Raw genomic sequence first — 22,580 nt, forward strand, 5'->3', positions numbered from 1 at the left:
TCACTCCGAATGCTCAACTATTAGCGTCGATTTGTTCTTCATCTTTTCGTGATAGCGTTTATATTGCTTTCTAACGTTGAACCAAAATATCAATGCCCAAACTGGAAAAAGAATAGGCGTTGTTAATATTAGAAATGTATATATAACAAGGCTTAGCAAGTGTATTGGAAATAAAATTGCTTCTTGATTAAGAATCCAAAAAAACTCACCTTTAATATCGTTTAGCTGTTTAATTCCGAACGATGACGCTTTTAATGATAAACAGCTCATAAAATCAGGATAGTATCCCTTTCGCATAGCTTTGAACGGGTCTTTAATAAAATCGTTCAGTGTTGGTTTTGTCATTTAGTTGCCCTCCAAATCACGAATCCCCAAAAAACAAACTCAACTATCAATACAATCGCTGCATCACTCATCGTCTACTCCCCAGTCAACGCACAGATGTTTTTTATTTTCAAAAATCTTCTCGTACTCATTCGCTTTCGCAATATCTTGCTCCAAAGCGTCTTTTTTACCTGCTCTAATTCGATATTTCAGAATGTTACCGAGGCAAAACCCTCTAAACTGCTCTACAGTCATGCTACGCGCTATGATGTTGATAGATTCGATACCATCGATTATTTGGTAATGTTTAGGATTTTTTACGTTGTCGTTCATAATTAACCTCTACACACTAATTTTTTTATAGTTTTTTCTGCGTATATTGCTACGTTATTCGTCACCGCTAGTTGAATAAAATTAGTTCGCTCACCAGCATCAAGATTCACCGCATTAAAAAAAGCATCAATTAATTCTGCGCTAATTGGTTTTTGTCGTTTTTCAATCATTGATATCATTGTGTTGCTCACACCCATTTTTTCCGCCAGTTGAGCCTGAGTAAACCCTAAATCTATTCTAGTTTTAGCAATAAATTTACCGAGTTCTCCGGTTCGTTCCACGGGTGGTACAATAACTACACCACCAATTATTAATAAATCACTCATTACTCACCCCGATCCCCGTCTAATTCAGCCCGTGCCTGCCAACTTGACCAACGCATGTTTATTGGTCCGCTCACATAACGATTTTCATCAATTAAATAATCGTGACCAAAAACAAAACTATAACCATAAAAGCTCGAAAGCCATTTTTCAAAAAGCGCGCGCTCTTTTTCTAACTCTTGCTGTGTTAATTTAGTCATTGGTTGAGTCCTTTACTTTCCTGGCAACTAAAATTTCATAATCACCATGAATAATCACCACAGCTTTAAAGTCCTTATTAGCTTTCTCTACTGCTTTAGCCAAACTTCCAGCTAATCGATACTGCTTAAATTTTTTGTCAAATAAATCAAGAATTGATGAACTTGCACCTGATCCAACTAATCCGCACAGTAAAGTAAAATTTAAAGTTAAAGCTATAAAAATCATTACAGCAAAAAAATAATCCATATTTATGCCACCTTTACACAAGAATAATTATCAACTGTCGCGCCTTTGTATATCTTCTTGATGTCTGATTCAGTTATCTTGTTAACACGAAACATGGTAATGTTTACTTGCTCCTGAAGCCCTACTTGTACTGTTGCTGTTATTTTGTAAGCCATTTCTGTATCAACTCCCTCAATTTAATTTTGTCTTCTTCTGAATATTTTGTAGCTCGTTCTGCCATTTCATGCTTAATCTTTGCCGTATTTGCTCCACGCTCTCGTATCGCTCTCACATAGTCGTACGCTATTTTGTCGAGCATGTGATTAAGACCGAATGGGCAATGGTTAACCCTCCGCAACACAAGCTCTACCCTTTTTTAACATCTGTTTAATGCTAGCAATATGCATCATGCTGGTATTTGATGCTCCCTGCTCGGTTTTACATTCCAGCATTGCAAATGTATTCTCTGGTTTTGGTAGATAATGATTAGCTCGCTCTTGTGTTAATAGCCCAGTAAAAACAGCGTGGTTTATAGCATCAGCTCGCTTTGCTTTATCGCTACCAGGCGAAACAAACACTTCAACGGTACGCCCGTACATCATCGATTCATCAACCATTCGCTCATATGCATCAATAAACGTTCGTCTTGCTCCAATTTTGTCGCCATTTCGGTAGACAATTTCAGCTTGTGCCCACGCTTTTGCTATTTCATTAGTCCAAACAACCGTATTGGTTTCATCGCTAGCAAGTATTGCAATCGACCACGCTTCATCTGGTGATAAATGATTACTTGAACCACCCATTAGCTTGATTAAATCCGCAGGCTTAGGCATAAATTGACTTTTAAGCACCCAAGCATGTGCAGCGGCTTTTAACGATTGAATCGGATATTGCCCAAGTGTTGACCAGTAAATATTAACCTTGACTGTGCTTGCTTGCTGTCCGTAAACCTCAAGTAATCCACCAATAACCGCTAAAAATTCATCTGTAATCTTTGCCATGGTTAAGCCCTCATACTCTCTAAAACTGCCCTGTTACGCTCGGCAAGGGTCATGAATTTTTCAGGTGGTTTATTTGATTTTTTATAACCGTTAGCATTGCGTAACCAGTTGTTAAAAGCCGCATTCCAATCAATATATTTTTTGCCATTCGCCAAGCAGTAATCCCTGAATTTAACAAACTCATTATCCAAATTGATGTTTTCATTCATCGCTATATCTCGATGATGATCGTTCGGTTTAAATTCATCAGGAAACTGACAAGGTCGCTTTGGCTGTTGCGATTTATTCGCAATAATATTTGTAGTATTCTCTGTAGTAGTCTTTGTAGTATTCTCTTGATATAACGAACTTGATTTTGTAGTCGTCTCGACATCTACATTGTAGAGATCGGGGTAACTACTTTTCATTTGTCGTGATGATTGAGTTATAGAGTTGGCGAAATCGCTTAAAACTTGATTAACTTTTTCATTATCAATCTTGTAAAAAGTCTTATGCTCTAACCTCTTTTCTGTAACAATTAACACGCCTTTTTCTTTTAGTTTTTTGATAGCCGTTCTTTGTTCGTTATGAGATAAACCAGTTTCATCTTCAAGCTCATCACGTGTTTTATACACACCTAAATCAGACGTAGCCTTGTCTTGCCAATAAAATAATTGTGAGAATAAAACAGCAGGACTCACACCACCCAGTGGCTTAGCTAGCTTAGGATAATAGGCATTCGGACGCCCTATTAGTTTTAATATTTCAACTGCGTTCATTGCTTACCCTCTTTCTTGGGAAAAGTTCTGGTAAATCAGGTCTAATATCGCAAGCTGCAACTTCCCCATTGGTTGCTTTTACTATTAAATGAACATGTTCAGGACTAACATCAGACAATCCGTGCAGCCACTTCCATACTGATGTCTGAGTTTTCCCACACGCATCAGCTAATTTTTTCTGGCTTCCCGTAATTAAAATAGCTTTCTCAATTGCTTTATTTTTCATACAAACTCTCTTTTAACAACTTATGTTGTGAATATTATCTTTTGTTTTTGCTTGTGTCAACAACTTAAGATGTTTTACTTTATACAACTTTGGTTGTATTTTATTTAAATGAAAAAGGAGCTTAAAAAATGACATTAGCAGATCGACTAACCTCAATAATGAAAGAAAAGAAGATTTCTCAAGCGAAATTGGGAGAGGCTATTGGTATGTCTCAAACCACAATATGGAAATTAATGACAGGCAAAACAAAATCAAATAGAAATCTATTGAAGATCGCTGATTATTTAGGTGTTTCGGTTGAATGGTTAGCTAAAGGAGAAGGTCCTCAGCTTAAACAGCAACGAGACGGAACGCCGATGGATGAATTATCAACAAGAGACGTAGACGAATGGGATGATAAAACCCCATTAAATGATGATGAAGTTGAAGTTCCATATTTCAAATCAATTGAACTTGCAGCAGGACATGGTTGTTCAAGCACGGAAGATCACAACGGATATAAGCTCAGATTTAGCAAATCTTTTTTTAGAAGAAAAAACGCACAAAAAGAATTTGTCATTTGTTTTCCAGCTAAAGGAAACAGCATGGAGCCAGTTATTCCAAATGGTGCAACGGTCGCTGTAAACACACTACAAAAAGATATTCGTGATGGCGATGTTTATGCAATATGCCAAGACGGATTGTGTCGGCTAAAAAGATTGTATTTATTACCAGCAGGAAAAATAAGAATTGTTTCTTACAACTCTGAAGAATTTCCTGATGAAATTGATGATTCAAAAAATATAGAAATAATCGGGCGAGTATTTCATTGTTCATTTGAAATGTAATCAATGCTATAAAAAATGGTTAATACCAAAAAAAGGTTTTAATGAAAAAATTATTATTAATTAGTTTTTTATCGGCATCAACGATAGCTTGTGCAAAAAAAGAATCAGCACAAAACAACGTTAACATGGCTAATCCTGCATCAGTTTATTGCGAAAGTCTTGGCGGTAAATCTGAAATAGTAAAGGACAGCAAAGGTTGGTATGGATTATGCCACCTACCCGACGGAACTACTGTCGATGAATGGAAATTATACAGAGATAAACATTAATAACCGCTTCGGCGGTTAAATAAAAAAAGATCATAAAGATACTGACTATTTCTTGAAGTTTCTAGTTTCATAATAATTGAAGGTAGTATATCATACCTAATAGATTCAGTTAATTTGATAATTCATTTAAAATAACACACTGTTTATTTTTACTACATGATACAACAACTATTACTTAAGAGAACTAAGCTCATATGAAGTTTAATGTTAACATAGAAAACTTTGGTAAAATTCAAAACGCAAATATAACATTAAGTAATTTTACTGTGATAGCAGGCAGGAATGGTTGCGGAAAAAGTTTTGTAACTAGGGCTTTTTATAGCTTCTTTAATACAATAAATAAAGATCATTTAACAAAAAATTTGCTAAATGATATTGGAGTAACTGACTTTTTTTTAAATAAAATATTATCAACAAGTAAACTCAATACAAAAGAAACTACATCACTCTTATTAATGAAACAAGCGATTGATGACTGCGTTAATTTCATACAACATAATGTTGATGCTCATTATTTATCAGAGCAATTTTTGTTGACAAAACAATTAAATGAAAAATTAAAAAACATAATAAATAATTTCAAAGACTTTAAAAACGAGCTTGGAAGTAAACAAAAAATACAATCTTTCGTTGAAGAATTAATAGGATTAGATGATATCATTCACAATTTAGATCTTTTAGCTAAAGACCCTATTAATAATATAGCAAAATCAATTGAACAAGATCTTAGATCTGAATTACAAGAAAATTTTCAAATTGCTAAATTATCTCAATTAATTAATTATAATAACAATAAAAAATTTTCTTTTAACTTTGAAAAATTAGGCACAATAAGTTTGCAATATAATGAAAGAGAAAAGCAAGACAGCATTGCATTTGAACTTAATTCAGCTAGTATAGATCAGTTTCAACAGCTCAATAATATTGTGTATATAGAATCCCCTATATTTTGGAAAATACGACCTGCTTTAAATTTAATCAAAAGAAATCAATTTCTTAATAGATCTCTTCGTTCTAAATTTTTTCAAAAAGAATTGTTGGGTATCCCAAAATATTTTTTTGATTTATCGAACTTATTGGAGGTTAATTATACATTATCACCAATAGTTACTAAATTTGAAGAAATATCTTCCACCCTAAAAGATGCAATTGGCGGAAAATTTGATATTTCTGACAGTGGGGACATTCTTTTCAAAGAAAAGAATTGCGAAAACAGTTCTTTTTCACTTTATTTAACTTCTACAGGAACAACAAACCTAGGAATGCTATCTTTATTATTAGATAAAGGAATTATTTCTGATGGTAGCTATTTATTTATTGACGAACCAGAAATTAATCTACACCCGAATTGGCAAAGAATGATGGTTGAGTGTTTATTAGAGTTATCAAAATTAAACGTTCATGTTGTAATCGCTACTCATAGTATTGATATGATTAAATGTATCGAATTGTTAATTAATAAAAATGAAGATTTAGTAAGTAATGATCACTTTGCAATTAATCAGCTATCATCAGAAGGTATCTCAATCAACAATGAAGAAAATATATTCAACAAAATTAAAGCGATTAAAGATGATTTGGGTGAATCTTTTTTACAGATGTTTTTAGAAGAAAATGGCTAAAATTGAATTAAATAAATTTTTTAAAAAAATAGATCCAGAATTTAGAGATATAACAAAGGAATTGCTAGAACGATTACCTAATGGTTATTTGCTTGATAATGATGATGGGTTAAAAAAACATTGTAATTGTGATAATTTAAAATCTGTTGATTTTCTATTAGAAAAAGATGGAAATCTATATTTTACCGAATTCAGTGATTTAAATGCTGAAGATGGAAATATTAGAAAGAAAATAACACAACAGATTAATTGTTGTGAACAGGCAAAATCTTGTCCAGTTAAAGGACACTATCCCAAGCTACTTCAGAATATTAAAGTAAATGATTTTGCTTTAAAATACAAAGATACTTTATTATTATTACTCTCAATTAAAAACGATCTGGAACCTAAAACCATATTTCATGAAAATACAGATAAATGGCATTTTTTAATAGTTTATAATAAAAAAACTAATCTTGATCTTGCAAGATATTTAGATTTATTAAAATCGACTATAACATCTTCATTACCTAAAAGATTATTGAATGAAGATAACTTTAAAATTCAAAATTTAAATGACTTCATCAATAATTTTTAGTCCGTCGTGTATTTACTCTAGTTAAAGCTGCTTAGTTCATTCGAGATAAAATAAAGCCCCTTCTGGGGCTTTTTTTACACCTAAAACCCCCTACAGCTTTAAAACAATTCGTTGATTAAAAAATAAGCAAACAAATAACAATCAATCACACAAAAACAACAACTTAACAACTTAATTAAAAACAATAACAACTTTAGATGTTGATATTAATGACAACTTATGTTGTAATAATCACATCAAAACAAATCAACTTAACAAAACAATTAAGCAATACCACGAGTTACTTAATTAGTTAAGCGAGATTCAAGTAGCTAGCTGGAGCATATGAAAGTACAGCGGTTTTGATAGCAATCACAGCAGTACGCATCGGGTGAGCGACTTAATCACTCCCAGCCTCGACAGAGACCGACTGGCCATCAAGTTCTTTAGTAAGAAGATTGCTATTTAATTTCAAATCAAAGCGCATTCATAGAGTGCGCTTGAGTTTGAGACTGATAATAACTGTAGAGGTTAACATATGGATCTAATAGATAACAGCATTACCGAACCATGGAAAAGAAATGCGGAATTACGACGCCTAGCTCACAATCCAAACACTGACGCAAAAACACTTGCTGAGCTAGCTAGAATCGGGAATTCAAGCATTAGAGCAGCTGTTGCGTGCAACAAAAACGTATCGCGTGAAACTATATTAATACTTTCAGAAGACATAGATTATGTGGTTCGATATGAAGCTGCTAGAAATGAAACTCACGAAGAGTGGCTTAGACGTCAAAAAGCCTTATTTCAACCATTATCAACACTGTAAATTGAGGTGGGTTATGCAATTACATAGAGCTGTAGAGAACGGTTACGAAAGAGCATATTGCAACATGATGAATAATTCTGAAATGCAAGACGCTAAAGATGATTGGATTGAAGCTAGAGCCGAAGAATTGCTTAAAAATTTCGGTAACGACAACGATTGGCAAATAGTAGAGCTTTTAAAAATAAAGCTAGAAAGTAAAAACATTGACGCTGATATTTACAATCAGTTTATAACTGATATGTGTTACTCACAAGCTAAAGCTGAGTATAACAAAAGATTTTGACAACTCGGAAAGACGAGTACATGCAAATCCTTTACCCGTGAATTGAGTAACGGGCTTTTTTACAGATTTAGCGGCTAGAATTCATGAGGATTAAACAATGACAAGTAAAAAGATTATTGAGCAATTGCAACAGCTAGATTGGTATGTTGAATGTAAAACTGAGCATGAATTAGCGTTAGTGTTAAATGCTTGTTTAGATGCTGATCTCATTTGGTTTTCGGGACGCAAGGCATCTAAATTTGCTCCAGATCTGTTTATATCACCGATTTTTATAGTTAAACAACATCATTTATTCAAAAGACGCATTGGGTACACTTCTTGTGCGTCATTTTGTAAATGCGAAGACATAACAGATTGGTTTTTCAACGAATTGAGGAATGAATAATGGAAAAATTAACACCACAAAATGAACATCAAGAGCATATGGTACAAGTTTTATTAGCAAAAATGCAGGGTGTACCAGTTGAATATAAAATTGATGACGATTGGCGCTTAGCAGTCTCTGATTACGTTTCATTGAATACAGAATACCGCATTGTACCGAAACCAATCCCTTTGATTACCCGTGAAATGTGGGCGATGATTGCTCCAGAATGGAAATGGGCGGCAATGGATAGAGATGGCGAAGTGTATTTTTATACTGATGAACCCTGTATCAGCGCAAGAGGGTTTGGCTGGGCTAATTGCGGTGGTGATTATTGCAACAGCGTTTTAGCAACAAACGCCAACAGTACTAACTGGCGTCTCTCGCTCACAAAACGACCAGAGGACGTCTAAATGAACACAATACCAATTGACTACGTCGGCTGTAATGTTTATCAAACAGACCGATTTAATATTAATTACAAACTAAACAAGGGCGAGCAAATATACGCCCTTTTTTGTACCTACTTTTTGACGCTGGGCGGATTGTTTATGCTTATTCGCTGGATGTTAGAAGTGGCAACTAATTAAAGGAAATATAAAAATGGCAACAGAAATTATTCAAGCAAATACTGATTTTTTACCAATAAATTTAATTGACAAAGCAATTACAAAAGGCACGGACATAGCAAGCCTTGAAAAGCTGATGGACTTGCAAGAGCGTTGGGAAAAATCACAAGCGCAAAAAGCATTTAATCACGCACTAGCCCAGTTTCAGCAACAGTGTCCAACTCTCATAAAAAAGAAAGATGGACATCATTACAAATATACACCGCTTGGAGACATTATAGCTCAAATTAAAGACGTTTTATTTAATAACGGGTTGAGTATTAGATTTGAGCAAGACCATAGCAACGGAATAACTGTATCTTGCATCGTCAGCCATTTAGACGGTCATAAAGAATCCACTACAATGAACGCATCACCTGATAAAACAGGTAGTAAAAATGACGTTCAAGCTATCGGTTCAACCGTTACCTATTTGCAAAGGTACACATTAATTGGCGCTTTAGGAATCACAACAGCCGATGACGACATGGATGGAAGAATAAATGGTAACACCGTCGATCCTGAATATCTGAACCTACTTTTATCATTATGCGAACAACATGTTATTAATGGTCTTGATTTGTTCCGTAATTTTTGGAAGTCACTGACGAAAAAACAACGTGACATAATCGGGACAGATAAAATGAATGAATTTGTAAACAAGGCAAAAGAACATGGAGCAACGAACTGATGAGTGGTTTCAGGCTAGGCTTGGTAAAGTAACAGCAAGCAAAATTAGCGATGTGATGACAAAAACAAAAAACGGCTATGCAGCTAGCCGTCAAAATTACATGGCTCAGCTAATTTGCGAACGGCTAACAGAAAAACAAACCGAATCATACTCTAACGCAGCAATGCAACGAGGCACTGAATTAGAACCTGAAGCCAGACGTTGCTACGAGCTTGAAAACCTTTGCAAGGTAAACGAGGTTGGCTTTATTCCCCACCCTACAATCGAAAACGCTGGCGCTAGCCCCGATGGACTAGTAAATGATGATGGATTAATTGAAATCAAATGCCCAAACACGTGGACGCACTTAGAATTTATGCAATCACTAAAGCCAAAGCGTGAGTACATCTTACAAATGCAATGGCAAATGATGTGCACGGGTCGAAAATGGTGCGATTTTGTCAGTTATGACGATAGGTTACCAGATAATTTGAGCTTTAGATGCGTACGAATTCATTACGACGAAGCGTTGGCTCAAGAGATAGAAGCAGAAGTTATCAAATTTCTGCAAGAACTAGATGAGAAAATCAAACAAATAGAAGCCGCATAACCGTCACTTAGACGGTTTTTAATAACGTCTGGTATATGCGTTGATGATTAGTGTGCACTGAGGGTCATTTCCGCCCTCGTTTCTCACAGTCCGCTAATTTGAAATATACAAGCCGCACCACAAATTTCAGACGGTAGTCACGCCGTTGGCGACAGAGTGACAATAATTTTAGAGGAGGAAATCTAATGGGCAAATTAACAAAGCAATCGCCAAAATTTAGCTTATTCGACCCCGTCTTATATGACGGCATGAGAACAGAAATCGCAAATAATGATATTTATTATGCATATGATGAATCGGGTGTTATGTGCCCGTGGTATCACGTTCCTGTCCTTATGGGCGATTTTATTAGCATTCAATTAGTACCAGAAACTGATTTAACGGAGGTGATTAATGACTAAATTAAACTGGCGTAAATTTCCAGATGAAAAACCTTGCGGCACAGACGCTGACGATATCATTATCGTTATAAAAAAGCCGTTTTATGAACCTTACACTCAAGTGTGTGGTTATAATGAACGTGAACATTATTTTTTCGTGTACAGACTGCACACAGATGGTGAATATGATGAATCTGTTATTGATGAACACATAACACACTGGACGTATGTAGATGAATTACCGCTGCCCGAGGAGTAATCATGTCAGAAAAAATAACGTTTGTAGTGAGCGCACGAATTGGTCCATCACACAATGAAGTAGAAATAGACGTTGATAAAGCTGAATATGAAGCTGCGGAAGATAAAAATGCTTACGAACAAGAGTTAGTTAATTCTTATCTTCAAGAACTTGTAGCGATTGGGATCGGTATTAAGGAGTAAATTATGATTAAAGATAAAAACCCATTAACACGAACTGAACTATTAAAAGAGGCTATTGCTTGCGTTAAAGAAATTGAAAAAATGCAAAAACAAATTGATAAACAATTGGAGCGAAAAAATGGCAATTAACACAATGACAGCAACGGGTAACGTTGGTAAAGATGCTGAACTACGTTATCTACAAAACAATACAGCAATAGCAGAATTTCAATTACCAGTTAAACAGGGTTACGGCGAACATCAAAAAACATCATGGATTAAGTGTGTGCTATGGGGTAAAGCGGCAGAGGGTTATGCGCCAAATATCAAAAAAGGCGATTTAGTTGTGGTTAGTGGTGAGTTTTATGTTGAAGAATGGCAAAAAGATGGTGCAACATTCACAAGACCGTGTTTGCGTGTATCTCAAATTCAATTGACTAAAAAGCAGGATGAACAACAAGCACAACAATCTAAACCGCAAGCAACTGCTCAGGCTCAGCAAGATACATTTGATGACAATATACCATTTTAAATCAATAACTTATAAAGTTACCAACAAAATCTGTTAATAACTCACTGAACAACCACCCTATTCTATTAATTTTACAAATATCTGCGCTGATCATTTGGCGTGCGATTTCTATCGGTAAAAATCATGAACGTATTATCATTATTTGACGGCATAAGCTGCGGTCGTGTTGCGCTCGAACGTGCAAATATTAATGTAACAAAATACTACGCTAGCGAAATTGACAAATACGCAATACAGGTCAGTCACAACAATTATCCTGACATTGTCAGGCTTGGAGATATCAATAACTGGGAAAAATGGGATATTGATTGGTCAGGCATTGATTTGATCTTAGCAGGTTCTCCCTGCCAAGGGTTTTCATTTGCCGGTAAGCAGTTAGCATTTGATGATAAACGCTCAGCATTATTTTTTAGATTTGCCGAAATACTATCGCATGTTCAATCTGTTAATCCTGATGTTAAATTTTTACTCGAGAATGTCAGAATGAAAAAAGAGTTTGAACATGTAATTACATCAGTCATCGGCGTTGAGCCGATAATGATTAATAGCGCATTAGTATCTGCTCAAAATAGAAAACGCCTCTATTGGTGCAACTGGCATGTAGAACAGCCAGAAGACAAAGGTATTTTGTTAAAGGATGTTTTATTGGAGGGTGAGGCGTTAACAGATAAGTCACAAACAATATTATCAACATTATATAAAGAAAATGCTAAATCAATGCTGAAGCGAAACAAAAAAGGCTTGCTTGTTAAAGATTTTAACCAAGCAATTTTTCAACGTCCTCGAGGTAAAAATAAAGGGGGCGTTTATGCCGACAAAAGCCCAGCTTTAACAAGTAATTCTTGGGAACATAATAATCATTTAATGTATTGTTTACAGCCTTATATTGTCCCTTTTGATAAAACGTTACAAATTTTGGATAAAGAGGTTATTAAAGGAAAGATTGGTTATTTTCGCAAAGACAGCCAGGCAAATCGTGTTTATAGCATACATGGTAAGGCTGTAACGTTGTGCGGTGATGCAGGAGGAGGAGCTGCTAAGATGGGTCAATACCTGTTTGGTTGTATAACTCATGATAGAATAGAAAAGAGACAAAACGGTCAACGATTCAGCGAAGGTAAAAAATTCTATACACTAACCTCGCAAGATAAGCACGGCATTTTAATAGACGGCTACATAAGAAAGCTAACACCAATAGAGTGCGAACGTTTACAAACACTGCCAGACAACTACACAGCAGGCATTAGCAATACACAGCGCTATAAATGTCTTGGCAATGGTTGGACGGTTAACGTTATAGCTCATATTCTGAATCAAATGGATAAAGGAAACAATCATGACAAAACCTGTTCTTGACGTTTGCTGTGGCTCTCGCATGTTCTATTTTAACAAATTCGATGAGCGAGTTTTGTTTTGTGATAAGCGAAAAGAGAGTCACGTAATATGCGACGGTCGAGTAGTAGATATCAATCCAGATGTGCAAGCCGATTTCACCGCGCTACCGTTCGACAATGAAACATTTTATCAAGTTTGTTTCGATCCGCCCCATCTAATCAAAGTTGGCCACCGCAGTTGGCTAGCAAAAAAATATGGCCAACTTAATAAGTCAACTTGGCAAGATGATTTAAGAAAAGGCTTTAGTGAATGCTTTCGAGTGCTAAAAACAAACGGCACGCTAATCTTTAAATGGAACGAAACAGACATACCAGTTAAAGAGATTTTAGCGTTAACTGAGTATGAACCTATCTTTGGCCACATCAGCGGTAAAAGGTCCAACACTCATTGGATGTCATTTATTAAGAGGAAATAATAATGACTACACACGAACTAAAAATTAAATCAGAGTATTTTATGGATGTAGCTCGAGGCAGGAAGTCGGCCGAAATACGCTACAACGACCGAAATTACAAGGTTGGAGATTTTCTAGTTTTGTATGAAATTGATGAGCACGGTAATCGTACGGGCAATCAATGTACTGTTATTGTCTCTCATATTTTAGACGATGCGGAGTATTTGCGAGACGGTTATGTAATGTTGAGCATCAATGTAGTGTCTAGATTTATATAAATAATAGCGTGATAGTAACAGTTAAATGAGGAGAATAATTATGACAAAACAATTAACTTTCATCGGTCACAGCGACGATATTTTTAGTGTATCAATAGATGGAAAACCTGTCGAAGAAATCGACTGTTTCGATGAACAAGCTAGATACAAAGTTAGTTCTGGCGAAAATCAGCTTTATGTTGTTGGCGAATATGTCACCCCCGGTGTTTGGATGATTGGCGTTGCCCAAATAGATCAGGGTATACCAATTCCAAATTGGAATATTCAGTTGACTCATGAGCACGATTACAGCCCCGCTTTAACAATTGAATGTCCAGATGACGTAAAAATAGAAGAATGTTAGACAATACCCCCATTGGGGGTGACTCTAATGAATTAACGCCAAAATTCTAAGGAAATCAAATGAAAAACCGTAGAGCGGTAACAATCAGCGTAACTCCGGCTGAATATGATTCTATCTGTACCGCGTTCGGAGAGTATTTTAATAAATGCGAGGGCGCTGAAGATGATGTTTTTGTAGAAGACGCTAATCGGGACGGAAATAATTTTAAAACGTTCCAAAAAAAATATAAAAGAGCATGTCAAAGACAGCTAGTAAAAGACACTGTTAAAAAAGCACTAGCTACACAAAAAAGCAAAGAGCAATAATTGCTATTGCTAAGTGTTATTTGTTGATAAGAGAGAATCAGAGGTAATTATGGAAATGATTACATTAAAAGATGCGGCAAGAATAACAAAATTATCTTACACGTATCTTTATGAAAAAAGAAAAGAATACGGATTTTCTTTTCAATCTAAATCAAAAAATAGAGTTGGAAAATGGTTGGTCGATAAAAAAGAGTTTGAAGAAAATTTCAAGGCAAAGCATAATGCAAATCGGCTAACCTCTGAAATTAAGGAGGTAAAAAAATGTCAATTAAAAAACGTGGCGACGTCTGGCATATTGACATCGTCGCGCCGGATGGGTCAAGAATTAGACGCTCTACTGGTACGGCAGACAAAAAACAGGCGTTAGAATATCATGATCGGCTAAAAGCTGAATTGTGGGAAACGTCAAGAATCAACAAAAAGCCAACCAGGCTTTTTGAAGAAGCTATTATATTGATGTTAAAAGATGGAGAACATCAAGCAAGATTTGACTATAAACAGGCTCACGCAGAATATTTTTTAAATATCTTTTCGGGTAGAGATTTATCAACTATTACTGGTGAGGAGTTAACGAACAGTATACCAACATTTCATGCAAAAACTAAGAAACCAATAGCAAATGGTACAAAAAACCGTTATCGCTCTACGATTCTCAGGGCGTTTAGTTTAGCTCATAAAATGAACTGGATTGATGCTGTTCCCTACATTCCTCGTTATGGTGAGCCTAAAGTCAGAGTAAGGTGGATCACAAAGGAAAAAGCAAGCTTACTCATACAGAATCTAAAATTACAATGGATGAAAGACGTTTGTTTTTTTGCGCTATCAACAGGTGCGCGTATGAGTGAGATATTTACGCTAACGTGGCACAATGTTGATCTTGTTAATCGTGTAGCAACCGTCACTAACGAAAACGCAAAATCAGGAAAAGCAAGAGCGTTATTACTAAATCATGACGCAATGGAGTTAATACGTAAGTTAAGATTCAGGAATAATTGTGAATATGTATTCACTCGTTCAACTAAAAAGCGAGTGCGTGATATTGATCGGCGAGATTTTAAACAAGCCTGTCAATTATCAGGAATAGATAATTTTCATTTTCATGATTTACGCCACACTTGGGCAAGCTGGCACGTTCAAGCAGGTACACCGCTCTATACGCTCAAAAATCTTGGCGGATGGGAAACGTTAGAGATGGTGAATAAATACGCTCATCTAAACGCAGATCATATGCTTGAATTTGCAAACAATGTCACATTTACGGCACAAGGCTTGCTCAACGACACAATGATAAACGTAAGAAATGGTTAAAAACTTATATAAATCATAGTGTTTAATGGTGGCCCCTACTGGACTTGAACCAGTGACCAATCGATTATGAGTCGACTGCTCTGACCAACTGAGCTAAGGGGCCATTTGGATGTGCTACTTAGTTAGTAGGGTTGCGATTATAATAGAGTTAAATCGAATTTGCTATAGTTAATTAATAAAATAGGTCGGTTTGATTATTTATTGTCCTGTGATTTATTAGATTTTATACAAGTTTAATTACTGATATTTTTTGTTTAATTAAACTGCTACAATAATTTAGTTTATTATTGATTGTTGTTTTATTGGTTGAGGAAATATTATGTCTATAAAAAAATTATTATTCATTGGTGTTACGATGGTTGCGACTTTACTTTTAGGTGCTTGTAGTAGTTCTAACTATCAAACTACTTCTGCCGGTAGTCAAGTTCGGTTTATTGATACTAAACCAGCTGCTTCTTGTCAGTTATTAGGTAAAGCAGAGGGGCGTCGTAGTAGTTTTTTTTCTGGTCTTAAAACACATAGTGAACTTATTCGTGATGCGGCTTCTGACCTGATGAATAAAGCTGCTGCAATGGGTGGTAATGTGATTTATAATGCACAGGATACTTCAATGCAATATATTTCTGATATTGCACCAACAGATGCGGTTATGGTTGGTGAGGTTTATAGCTGTAAATAATGCTGATTAAATGAAAAAGGGAGGTTTGCCTCCCTTTTTGCTGATAGTAATGACTTGTAATATTTTGAGTTAATTTAGCTATTTTGTTTTTCAAATCGCTGCATAAAATCAATTAAATAATTGACGCCTTCTTGATCCATAGCGTTATAAATTGATGCTCGCATACCTCCTGCAATTCGGTGACCTTTAATGCCAATAATGTTGGCTTGAGTTGCTTCGCTTACAAATTTTTTATCCAACTCTTCATTCGGTGATAAGAAGGTAACATTCATAATTGACCGATTAGCTACTGCAACATTATTTCTATAAAAATCAGATTGATCGATGAATTGATATAGTAATTGTGCTTTAGCTTGATTTCGTTGCTGCATTGCTTTTAGTCCACCAAGACTTTTTATCCATTTAAACACTAGCCCCGACAAATACCATGCAAATGTAGGTGGAGTGTTAAACATTGAATCGTTGTCCATTAAGATTTTATAATCTAGTACTGATGGTATGATTTTTTGTGCATGACCAATTAGATCTTCTCGCACAATGATAATGGTAATACCTGATGGACCAATATTTTTTTGAGCACCCGCATAAATTATGCCATATCGGTTTATGTCAATAGGTTGCGATAATATACATGATGATAAGTCAGCTACAACAGTTTTATCACCAAAGTTGGGGGCTTCAAAGATTTGAACGCCATCAATTGTTTCGTTTGGACAATAGTGTACATAGGCAGCATTATCATTTAATTGCCATTCTGACATAGATTTAACAGCCGTTAGTCCGTTTTGTTTGATAACAACATTTTGTTCATTCACTTGGCAATATTTGCTGGCTTCTTTGATTGCGCATTGGCTCCAATAACCACTGTTAATATAGTCGGCATTGGTTTTATTTCCTAAAATATTTAATGGAACTGCAGCAAATTGTGCTCTGGCTCCACCTTGGCAATAAAGAATTTTGTAATTGTTTGGAACGTTTAAGATTTCTCGTAGGTCGTTGGTGGCCTCAATAGCACAGACGTCAAAATCTTTACCTCTATGGCTTAATTCCATGACTGAAGCGCCTGTATTATGCCAATTTAATAATTCAGTTTGAACTTGTTTTAATACTTCAGCAGGCAATTTTGCTGGACCTGCACTAAAATTATAACTTTTACTCATTATGCTTCACTTTAATCCATTCAAAAAAGAGCTCTATTTTTACACTGTATGAACAGATATACAATCATATTTTTTGTTAAAAAGTTTCAGGTAACTATGTGTTTCAGTATAAAAATACCAGATAATACAGGTATAGTTGTTATTAGATTAATATAGCTGTTTATAATAGTTGTTGCTTGGCAACTTCAATCGCTGATTTTACCTGCTGTGGTGAAACCCCACCTTTGGCACATCGTTTAGCTAGGCATGATTCTAGCGATAATATTAAATAAACATCATTATCAATAACTGGGCTAAATTTTTGTAGTTCTTCAAGCGAAAGTTCTTCGAGCGCTTTTTGCTTTGCAATAGCATCAACAACTGCTTCGCCAACAATGTGGTGAGCTTCACGGAATGGTATGCCTTTGGCAACTAAATAATCAGCTAATTCAGTTGCATTAGAATAACCTTGTTTGGCAGCTTCTTGGCAATTTGTGTAGTTAATTTTAATATCCTCTAGCACTAGTGTGGACATATCTAAGCATTCTTGCCAAGTATCAAGTGCGTCAAATAGATGCTCTTTGTCTTCTTGTAAATCTTTATTATAAGCAAGCGGTAAACCTTTGAAGGTCATTAAGGCTCCTGTTAATGCACCTGCAACCCGCCCTATTTTGCCACGAATCAGTTCTAATGCATCTGGATTCTTTTTTTGTGGCATGAGTGAAGATCCTGAAGTCACTCGATCTGATAGTTCAACAAAATTGGCTTCACCACTATTGAAAATAATAAGATCTTCAGCAAAACGCGATAGGTGTACCATACCTATTGAAGCATTATTTAATAGTTCAAGAATGTGATCACGATCAGACACCGAGTCCAAACTATTATTAGTTGCTTGAGCAAATCCTAACCAATGCGCTAATTGTTCACGATCCATTGGATAGGCAGTTCCAGCTAATGCACCTGAGCCTAATGGACTAACATCTAAACGTTGCAATGTATCTTCTAAACGGCTGACATCACGACTTAGCATTTCAAAATAAGCCAGGCACCAATGCGCAAATGTAATTGGTTGTGCTCGTTGCAAGTGGGTGTAACCAGGCATAATAGCTTTTTGGTGCTGTTCAGCGGTTGTAACTAGTAATTGGCGTAAGTGATTTATCGCATTAATTAAATAAGGAATTTGGTCTTTACACCATAATTTTAAGTCGGTTGTTGATTGGTCATTACGGCTTCGTCCTGTGTGTAATTTTTTACCTAATTCGCCAATTTTTTCAATCAGTTTTTGTTCAACCCAACTGTGTATGTCTTCGGCATCACTTTGTAAAATTTGGTTAGGATCTTGTTTAACCAATAGCAACAATTCATTTAAGGCTTTTTCTAATTTTTTTTGTTCATCATAAGATATAACGTTAACCGTTACCAATGCTTTTGACCAAGCAATTGAGCCAATGATATCTTGCTCTGCAAGACGATAATCAAAGCGTAATGAATCATTAAAATGCTTAAATCGTTCATCTGCTTCTTGGCTAAAACGCCCACCCCATAATGCCATAATTACCTCAATATTATCTTAAATAAATGTTATCTTAATGATTAGCTGTACAATTTCAATTTTCGTTTTATATATTTATTTTTATAATAAAATTAAATTTAATCAAGAATAAAAATAATATATACAGGACATTGCCTGTATATATTTATTATTATCGCTATTTTATTTGCAAATTGGCGTTTACTTTTTCGCTTTTTTGGCAGTTTGTTTTTGCTGTTCCTCATTTAAAGCACGTATACGTGATGATAATGAGAATAGACGAATAAATCCTCCTGCATGGCTATGATCATAAACTTCATCTTCACCAAATGTAGCAAATTCTTCATTATATAGGCTATTTGGTGATTTCTTTTGCACGGCAGTTGCATTACCTTTATAAAGTTTAACCACTACTTCACCCGTCATGTCTTGTGCCAAAACTTCAGCCGCGGCTTGAATTGATCGACGATATGGTGCAAACCAGCGCCCATCATAAACAACATAAGCCATTTCAATACCTAGTTGTTCACGCCATTTAAAGCTGTCGCGGTCTAATATTAATTGTTCTAAACCACGTAATGCTGTCATCATTATTGTGCCGCCAGGCGTTTCATAACAACCACGCGATTTGATACCGACTAAGCGATTTTCAATGATATCAACTCGACCAACACCATGTTTTGCACCAATTTTATTTAATGTTGCAACACAGTTATATGGTGATAATTTTTTCCCATTTACTGAAACCACTTCGCCTTTTTCAATACCAATGGTTACTAATTCTGGTTGGTTTGGAGCATCTTCAGGCGAAACAGTCCAAGCCCAGCAATCTGTATTAGCTTGGTTCCATGTGCTTTCTAACACACCACCTTCAGTGGAGATATGCCATGCGTTTTCGTCACGGCTGTAAATTTTTTCAACGGTTGCAGTTGTTGGAATTTTACGAACTTTTAAATAATCAATTAATGCTTCGCGTGAACGCAGATCCCATTCACGCCAAGGAGCAATCACTTTAAGTTGTGGTGCAAGTGCAGTATAGGTTGTTTCAAAACGCACTTGGTCATTGCCTTTACCAGTCGCTCCGTGACAGAGTGTATCAGCCCCGACTTCTAACGCATATTCAACTTGCGCTTTTGCAATAATTGGACGAGCCATGGAGGTACCAAGATAATAAGTTCCTTCGTATAAGGCTCCTGTTTTTAAGACTGGATATACGTAATCTTTAACAAATTCTTCTCTTAAATCAACAACCTTACAAGCAACTGCACCCGATGCTTTAGCCTTTTTTTCTACATCTTTTAGTTCTTTTGGATCTTGACCTACATTAGCAACAAAGGCATAAACTTCACATCCACCATAATTTTCTTTCAACCAAGGAATAATTGCTGATGTATCCAAACCACCTGAATAAGCCAATACGACCTTTTTTGTTCCACTTTTTTCCATGTTATACCCTTTCTAAATTAACTGACGATAAAAATGAGTTAAAAATATTTTTTTATTAATCGTTAGATATAGATAACTAGCTTAATATAATAGCTGCTCAATATCTAAGCAATGATTCTTGTGCCTGTAGTGCCTGATTGCCCATTAAATAATTCGATGAGTTGGTGGGATTCTTTCCAACTAGCAATATCAATTGGTCGTCCTAAGGCCTTGGCGGCTTCGAAAGCTGAATTCACTTTAACAACCATACCGTCTGTAATAACACCTTTAGCAATCAGTTGCTCCGCTTGTGATTGAGTTAATGATTCAATGCGTTGTTTGTTTTCGTCAAGTACGCCAACTACATCAGACAATAATATTAAATCAGCATTTAAGGTCTTAGCTAGTGCTACCGCTGCGTGATCGGCATTAACATTCATCATTTGTCCCGCTTGAGTAATACCAATCGAGCTAATAATGGGAAGGTATCCCGAATTAATAAGTAGATTGATTAATGTAGGATCGCCAGCTTTTGCTTCACCAACATAACCTAAATCTTCTGAAATTTGTTTAACTTCTACACTATTACCATCAGCTAAACAGAGTCCTACACTTGCTATTTGCTGTTTTTTTGCTTCTGACAATAAAGTAGTATTGGCACTGCCAGCAAGGCTACCAACAATAACGTCAATTTGATCAGCAGGAGTTACCCGTAATCCATTGCGACGTACTACGGGTAAAGAAAGTCTATCCATTAATGAATCAACTACCGTACCACCACCATGAACAATAATTAATGATCGTTGAAAATTTTTTTTGTACTCACTAATAACGTCAAATAATTTACTTAAGGCATCTTTATTGTCGAGCAATACGCCTCCAAGTTTTATAATTAATGGTTTCATTTTAGTTTCCTATTAATTTAACCTATTTTTAATTCATTAAAAATTTTGTACAGTGCTTTTGAAATAATTCACTCATTTTTATAATAATGACGTGGTTTCATCAAAATTATATCGAATGTTCATGCACTGCACAGCTTGTGCTGCTGCGCCTTTTAATAAGTTATCTTCAACAGAAATTAATATTAAATGACGATCTTTTAATACAAATCCAATATCACAATAAGGCAAACCAATGACAGATTTTAATGCTGGCCAATCTTTTTGATAAATTCTAATCAAAGGCTTATTTTTGTAATATTTATTTAGAGCTTTGAGGATATCTTGTGATGTAACACCTTCATTTACTCGGCAAGTAATTGTGGCGTGGATACCTTGTTTAAAACTGCCTAAATGAGGTGTAAAGATCACTTCTTGACCTAAATGTGTTGCAATTTCGGGTTGGTGCCGATGAGTAAAAAGTCCATAGGCATGTAAACTTACTTCACAAAATATATTATTATGCGAAGGTTTTCGCCCTGCTCCACTCACCCCACTCACAGCATTAATAACAGGCCATTGTGAATTATCTAATAGCCCCTCCTCGATTAATGGTTTTAATGGTAATTGTGATGCTGTAGGATAACATCCTGGTACAGCAATCAGTTGTGCCTGTTTGATTTGTTCACTATTCCATTCTGCTAAGCCATAAACTGCTTTATCTAACCATTTTGGGTGCTGATGGATAAAACCATAATAATCGGTATAAAAAGAAGCAGAGTTAACTCTAAACGCACCCGACAAATCAAAAACTGTACAACCATGTTCTAAAAAATAAGGAGCTATATTGTGGCTGACTGCATGTTCAGTAGCTAAAAAAACTATATCAAGATCATTGATATAGGCAGAATAATCTGCAGTGGCAATAAGTGGTAAGTCAACAACACCTTTTAACTGAGGGTGTAAATCATAATCAGAAATAAGCTTACCACCGTCTTGGCTGTTTTCAGACACGGTTAAAGCAATAAGTTGTATATGCGGATGCTTGTGTAAATAATAAGCTAATTTTGCCCCCGCATAACCACTTGCACCAACAATAATTGCTTTTAACATACCCTACCCTTATCTATTTTTTATGCAATAATGTGCATATAGTAGGTTATTTATAAGGCTATTACAAGTACAAAATGAATTTTTATTCACTTTTTGTGAATTTAATTTCAAATATTTTTTGCAGACACCCAAATATTCTGATCCTCACAGAAAATTGACAGGATGATTTTAACCATGAAGTGTAAACAACCCGGTGTTTTACTACATCTTAGTTTATTTACATACTGCAATTTATATTTTCAACAATTTTATTGTTGACGTAGATGCTATGCTATGTGGTTTTGACTAAAAAAAATAGTAATGTAAAATTTAAAAAAATTAGGCATAATCACAGTTTGATGTGAAATTAATCACAACATTTAACAAAATAGCCTTTGTTTATAAGCATAGTTTTTCTGCTGTGTATCTTGACAATATAATAAATT

Annotated in this window: 37 protein-coding genes and 1 tRNA gene; 24 read left to right on the forward strand and 14 right to left on the reverse strand. The window is 35.4% G+C overall.

Going from position 1 to position 22,580, the window contains the following annotated elements; all coding sequences use genetic code 11:
* The 8 genes from B9N71_RS09585 to B9N71_RS09620 form a co-directional block, all read right to left on the reverse strand.
* Window positions 1–345 (reverse strand): hypothetical protein, encoded by a 345-nt coding sequence (locus tag B9N71_RS09585; protein WP_085165767.1) that lies wholly within the window; start codon window positions 343–345, stop codon window positions 1–3.
* A 63-nt stretch (window positions 346–408) separates the two neighbouring features.
* Complete coding sequence (locus B9N71_RS09590) at window positions 409–657, reverse strand: DUF3310 domain-containing protein (protein ID WP_085165768.1); 249 nt, start codon at window positions 655–657, stop codon at window positions 409–411.
* Window positions 658–659: 2 nt separating this feature from the next.
* On the reverse strand, window positions 660–983 hold the full coding sequence (locus B9N71_RS09595; protein WP_085165769.1) for a helix-turn-helix domain-containing protein: 324 nt from the start codon (window positions 981–983) through the stop codon (window positions 660–662).
* On the reverse strand, window positions 983–1,180 hold the full coding sequence (locus B9N71_RS09600; protein WP_085165770.1) for a hypothetical protein: 198 nt from the start codon (window positions 1,178–1,180) through the stop codon (window positions 983–985). Before B9N71_RS09600 ends, B9N71_RS09595 begins: the two co-directional genes overlap by 1 nt.
* Window positions 1,173–1,427, reverse strand: a complete 255-nt coding sequence (locus B9N71_RS09605; protein ID WP_085165771.1) for a hypothetical protein — start codon at window positions 1,425–1,427, stop codon at window positions 1,173–1,175. The genes B9N71_RS09600 and B9N71_RS09605 overlap by 8 nt, the downstream gene beginning before the upstream one ends.
* A gap of 323 nt (window positions 1,428–1,750) precedes the next feature.
* Window positions 1,751–2,407 (reverse strand): hypothetical protein, encoded by a 657-nt coding sequence (locus B9N71_RS09610; protein WP_085165772.1) that lies wholly within the window; start codon window positions 2,405–2,407, stop codon window positions 1,751–1,753.
* Between the two features lie 2 nt (window positions 2,408–2,409).
* A complete protein-coding gene (locus B9N71_RS09615; RefSeq protein WP_051634134.1) occupies window positions 2,410–3,165 on the reverse strand; it encodes a helix-turn-helix domain-containing protein in 756 nt (251 codons plus the stop codon).
* Window positions 3,152–3,391 carry a helix-turn-helix domain-containing protein gene (locus B9N71_RS09620; protein ID WP_034910089.1) on the reverse strand — a complete coding sequence of 80 codons (240 nt, stop codon included), beginning with the start codon at window positions 3,389–3,391 and terminating at the stop codon, window positions 3,152–3,154. Before B9N71_RS09620 ends, B9N71_RS09615 begins: the two co-directional genes overlap by 14 nt.
* A gap of 128 nt (window positions 3,392–3,519) precedes the next feature.
* On the opposite strand from B9N71_RS09620, the gene B9N71_RS09625 reads away from it, so the two are divergent.
* The 23 genes from B9N71_RS09625 (at window position 3,520) to B9N71_RS09720 (ending at window position 15,384) form a co-directional block, all read left to right on the forward strand.
* Window positions 3,520–4,218, forward strand: a complete 699-nt coding sequence (locus B9N71_RS09625; RefSeq protein WP_034910090.1) for an XRE family transcriptional regulator — start codon at window positions 3,520–3,522, stop codon at window positions 4,216–4,218.
* A 41-nt stretch (window positions 4,219–4,259) separates the two neighbouring features.
* Window positions 4,260–4,487, forward strand: a complete 228-nt coding sequence (locus B9N71_RS09630; RefSeq protein ID WP_065590039.1) for a putative hemolysin — start codon at window positions 4,260–4,262, stop codon at window positions 4,485–4,487.
* Window positions 4,488–4,681: 194 nt separating this feature from the next.
* Window positions 4,682–6,109 carry an AAA family ATPase gene (locus B9N71_RS09635; RefSeq protein WP_065590040.1) on the forward strand — a complete coding sequence of 476 codons (1,428 nt, stop codon included), beginning with the start codon at window positions 4,682–4,684 and terminating at the stop codon, window positions 6,107–6,109.
* Window positions 6,102–6,686, forward strand: a complete 585-nt coding sequence (locus B9N71_RS09640; RefSeq protein WP_065590041.1) for a hypothetical protein — start codon at window positions 6,102–6,104, stop codon at window positions 6,684–6,686. Before B9N71_RS09635 ends, B9N71_RS09640 begins: the two co-directional genes overlap by 8 nt.
* A gap of 517 nt (window positions 6,687–7,203) precedes the next feature.
* A complete protein-coding gene (locus B9N71_RS09645; RefSeq protein WP_085165773.1) occupies window positions 7,204–7,494 on the forward strand; it encodes a hypothetical protein in 291 nt (96 codons plus the stop codon).
* Window positions 7,495–7,507: 13 nt separating this feature from the next.
* On the forward strand, window positions 7,508–7,777 hold the full coding sequence (locus B9N71_RS09650; protein ID WP_085165774.1) for a hypothetical protein: 270 nt from the start codon (window positions 7,508–7,510) through the stop codon (window positions 7,775–7,777).
* A gap of 97 nt (window positions 7,778–7,874) precedes the next feature.
* A complete protein-coding gene (locus tag B9N71_RS09655; protein ID WP_085165775.1) occupies window positions 7,875–8,162 on the forward strand; it encodes a hypothetical protein in 288 nt (95 codons plus the stop codon).
* A complete protein-coding gene (locus tag B9N71_RS09660) occupies window positions 8,162–8,554 on the forward strand; it encodes a hypothetical protein (RefSeq protein WP_085165776.1) in 393 nt (130 codons plus the stop codon). Before B9N71_RS09655 ends, B9N71_RS09660 begins: the two co-directional genes overlap by 1 nt.
* Window positions 8,555–8,731: a hypothetical protein gene (locus B9N71_RS13060; protein ID WP_167370094.1), complete on the forward strand. Its 177-nt coding sequence runs from the start codon at window positions 8,555–8,557 to the stop codon at window positions 8,729–8,731.
* 13 nt (window positions 8,732–8,744) lie between these two features.
* Entirely contained in the window at window positions 8,745–9,440 is a 696-nt protein-coding gene (locus tag B9N71_RS09665) for an ERF family protein (RefSeq protein WP_085165777.1), read from the forward strand.
* The gene (locus tag B9N71_RS09670) at window positions 9,424–10,029 is read left to right on the forward strand and encodes a lambda exonuclease family protein (RefSeq protein ID WP_085165778.1); all 606 of its coding nucleotides are present in this window, start codon (window positions 9,424–9,426) and stop codon (window positions 10,027–10,029) included. Before B9N71_RS09665 ends, B9N71_RS09670 begins: the two co-directional genes overlap by 17 nt.
* Window positions 10,030–10,214: 185 nt before the next feature.
* A complete protein-coding gene (locus B9N71_RS09675; protein ID WP_085165779.1) occupies window positions 10,215–10,430 on the forward strand; it encodes a hypothetical protein in 216 nt (71 codons plus the stop codon).
* Window positions 10,423–10,668 (forward strand): hypothetical protein, encoded by a 246-nt coding sequence (locus tag B9N71_RS09680; protein WP_085165780.1) that lies wholly within the window; start codon window positions 10,423–10,425, stop codon window positions 10,666–10,668. The genes B9N71_RS09675 and B9N71_RS09680 overlap by 8 nt, the downstream gene beginning before the upstream one ends.
* A gap of 2 nt (window positions 10,669–10,670) precedes the next feature.
* Window positions 10,671–10,850: a hypothetical protein gene (locus B9N71_RS09685; RefSeq protein WP_085165781.1), complete on the forward strand. Its 180-nt coding sequence runs from the start codon at window positions 10,671–10,673 to the stop codon at window positions 10,848–10,850.
* 3 nt (window positions 10,851–10,853) lie between these two features.
* The gene (locus B9N71_RS13420; RefSeq protein ID WP_279626700.1) at window positions 10,854–10,979 is read left to right on the forward strand and encodes a hypothetical protein; all 126 of its coding nucleotides are present in this window, start codon (window positions 10,854–10,856) and stop codon (window positions 10,977–10,979) included.
* Window positions 10,969–11,361 carry a single-stranded DNA-binding protein gene (locus B9N71_RS09690; RefSeq protein ID WP_085165782.1) on the forward strand — a complete coding sequence of 131 codons (393 nt, stop codon included), beginning with the start codon at window positions 10,969–10,971 and terminating at the stop codon, window positions 11,359–11,361. The genes B9N71_RS13420 and B9N71_RS09690 overlap by 11 nt, the downstream gene beginning before the upstream one ends.
* Before the next feature lie 123 nt (window positions 11,362–11,484).
* Window positions 11,485–12,717 (forward strand): DNA (cytosine-5-)-methyltransferase, encoded by a 1,233-nt coding sequence (dcm, locus tag B9N71_RS09695; RefSeq protein ID WP_085165783.1) that lies wholly within the window; start codon window positions 11,485–11,487, stop codon window positions 12,715–12,717.
* Entirely contained in the window at window positions 12,698–13,171 is a 474-nt protein-coding gene (locus B9N71_RS09700; protein ID WP_085165784.1) for a class I SAM-dependent methyltransferase, read from the forward strand. The genes dcm and B9N71_RS09700 overlap by 20 nt, the downstream gene beginning before the upstream one ends.
* A gap of 2 nt (window positions 13,172–13,173) precedes the next feature.
* Window positions 13,174–13,428: a DUF3850 domain-containing protein gene (locus B9N71_RS09705; RefSeq protein ID WP_085165785.1), complete on the forward strand. Its 255-nt coding sequence runs from the start codon at window positions 13,174–13,176 to the stop codon at window positions 13,426–13,428.
* A gap of 40 nt (window positions 13,429–13,468) precedes the next feature.
* Window positions 13,469–13,771: a hypothetical protein gene (locus tag B9N71_RS09710; protein ID WP_085165786.1), complete on the forward strand. Its 303-nt coding sequence runs from the start codon at window positions 13,469–13,471 to the stop codon at window positions 13,769–13,771.
* A 59-nt stretch (window positions 13,772–13,830) separates the two neighbouring features.
* Window positions 13,831–14,076 (forward strand): hypothetical protein, encoded by a 246-nt coding sequence (locus B9N71_RS09715; protein ID WP_085165787.1) that lies wholly within the window; start codon window positions 13,831–13,833, stop codon window positions 14,074–14,076.
* Between the two features lie 49 nt (window positions 14,077–14,125).
* Window positions 14,126–14,443 (forward strand): hypothetical protein, encoded by a 318-nt coding sequence (locus B9N71_RS13065; protein ID WP_167370089.1) that lies wholly within the window; start codon window positions 14,126–14,128, stop codon window positions 14,441–14,443.
* Window positions 14,338–15,384 carry a tyrosine-type recombinase/integrase gene (locus B9N71_RS09720; protein WP_085165788.1) on the forward strand — a complete coding sequence of 349 codons (1,047 nt, stop codon included), beginning with the start codon at window positions 14,338–14,340 and terminating at the stop codon, window positions 15,382–15,384. Before B9N71_RS13065 ends, B9N71_RS09720 begins: the two co-directional genes overlap by 106 nt.
* Window positions 15,385–15,410: 26 nt before the next feature.
* Here the strand turns inward: B9N71_RS09720 and B9N71_RS09725 are convergent.
* A tRNA-Ile gene (locus B9N71_RS09725) sits at window positions 15,411–15,487 on the reverse strand.
* A gap of 216 nt (window positions 15,488–15,703) precedes the next feature.
* Here B9N71_RS09725 and B9N71_RS09730 point away from each other — a divergent pair.
* A complete protein-coding gene (locus B9N71_RS09730; protein WP_065606320.1) occupies window positions 15,704–16,063 on the forward strand; it encodes a DUF4156 domain-containing protein in 360 nt (119 codons plus the stop codon).
* A 74-nt stretch (window positions 16,064–16,137) separates the two neighbouring features.
* Here B9N71_RS09730 and serC read toward each other — a convergent pair whose 3' ends face one another.
* The 5 genes from serC to argC all read right to left on the reverse strand — a co-directional run bounded on the left by serC (window position 16,138) and on the right by argC (window position 22,155).
* A complete protein-coding gene (gene serC, locus B9N71_RS09735; RefSeq protein ID WP_085165789.1) occupies window positions 16,138–17,223 on the reverse strand; it encodes a 3-phosphoserine/phosphohydroxythreonine transaminase in 1,086 nt (361 codons plus the stop codon).
* 160 nt (window positions 17,224–17,383) lie between these two features.
* Window positions 17,384–18,757: an argininosuccinate lyase gene (gene argH / locus B9N71_RS09740; RefSeq protein ID WP_085165790.1), complete on the reverse strand. Its 1,374-nt coding sequence runs from the start codon at window positions 18,755–18,757 to the stop codon at window positions 17,384–17,386.
* Between the two features lie 180 nt (window positions 18,758–18,937).
* Window positions 18,938–20,182, reverse strand: a complete 1,245-nt coding sequence (locus B9N71_RS09745) for an argininosuccinate synthase (protein ID WP_065560029.1) — start codon at window positions 20,180–20,182, stop codon at window positions 18,938–18,940.
* A gap of 104 nt (window positions 20,183–20,286) precedes the next feature.
* Window positions 20,287–21,066, reverse strand: a complete 780-nt coding sequence (gene argB / locus B9N71_RS09750) for an acetylglutamate kinase (RefSeq protein WP_065606314.1) — start codon at window positions 21,064–21,066, stop codon at window positions 20,287–20,289.
* Between the two features lie 78 nt (window positions 21,067–21,144).
* Window positions 21,145–22,155 carry an N-acetyl-gamma-glutamyl-phosphate reductase gene (gene argC / locus B9N71_RS09755; RefSeq protein ID WP_085165791.1) on the reverse strand — a complete coding sequence of 337 codons (1,011 nt, stop codon included), beginning with the start codon at window positions 22,153–22,155 and terminating at the stop codon, window positions 21,145–21,147.
* Window positions 22,156–22,580: the final 425 nt, after the last annotated feature.

The organism is Gilliamella bombi (assembly GCF_900103255.1).
Classification (GTDB): Bacteria; Pseudomonadota; Gammaproteobacteria; order Enterobacterales; family Orbaceae; genus Gilliamella; species Gilliamella bombi.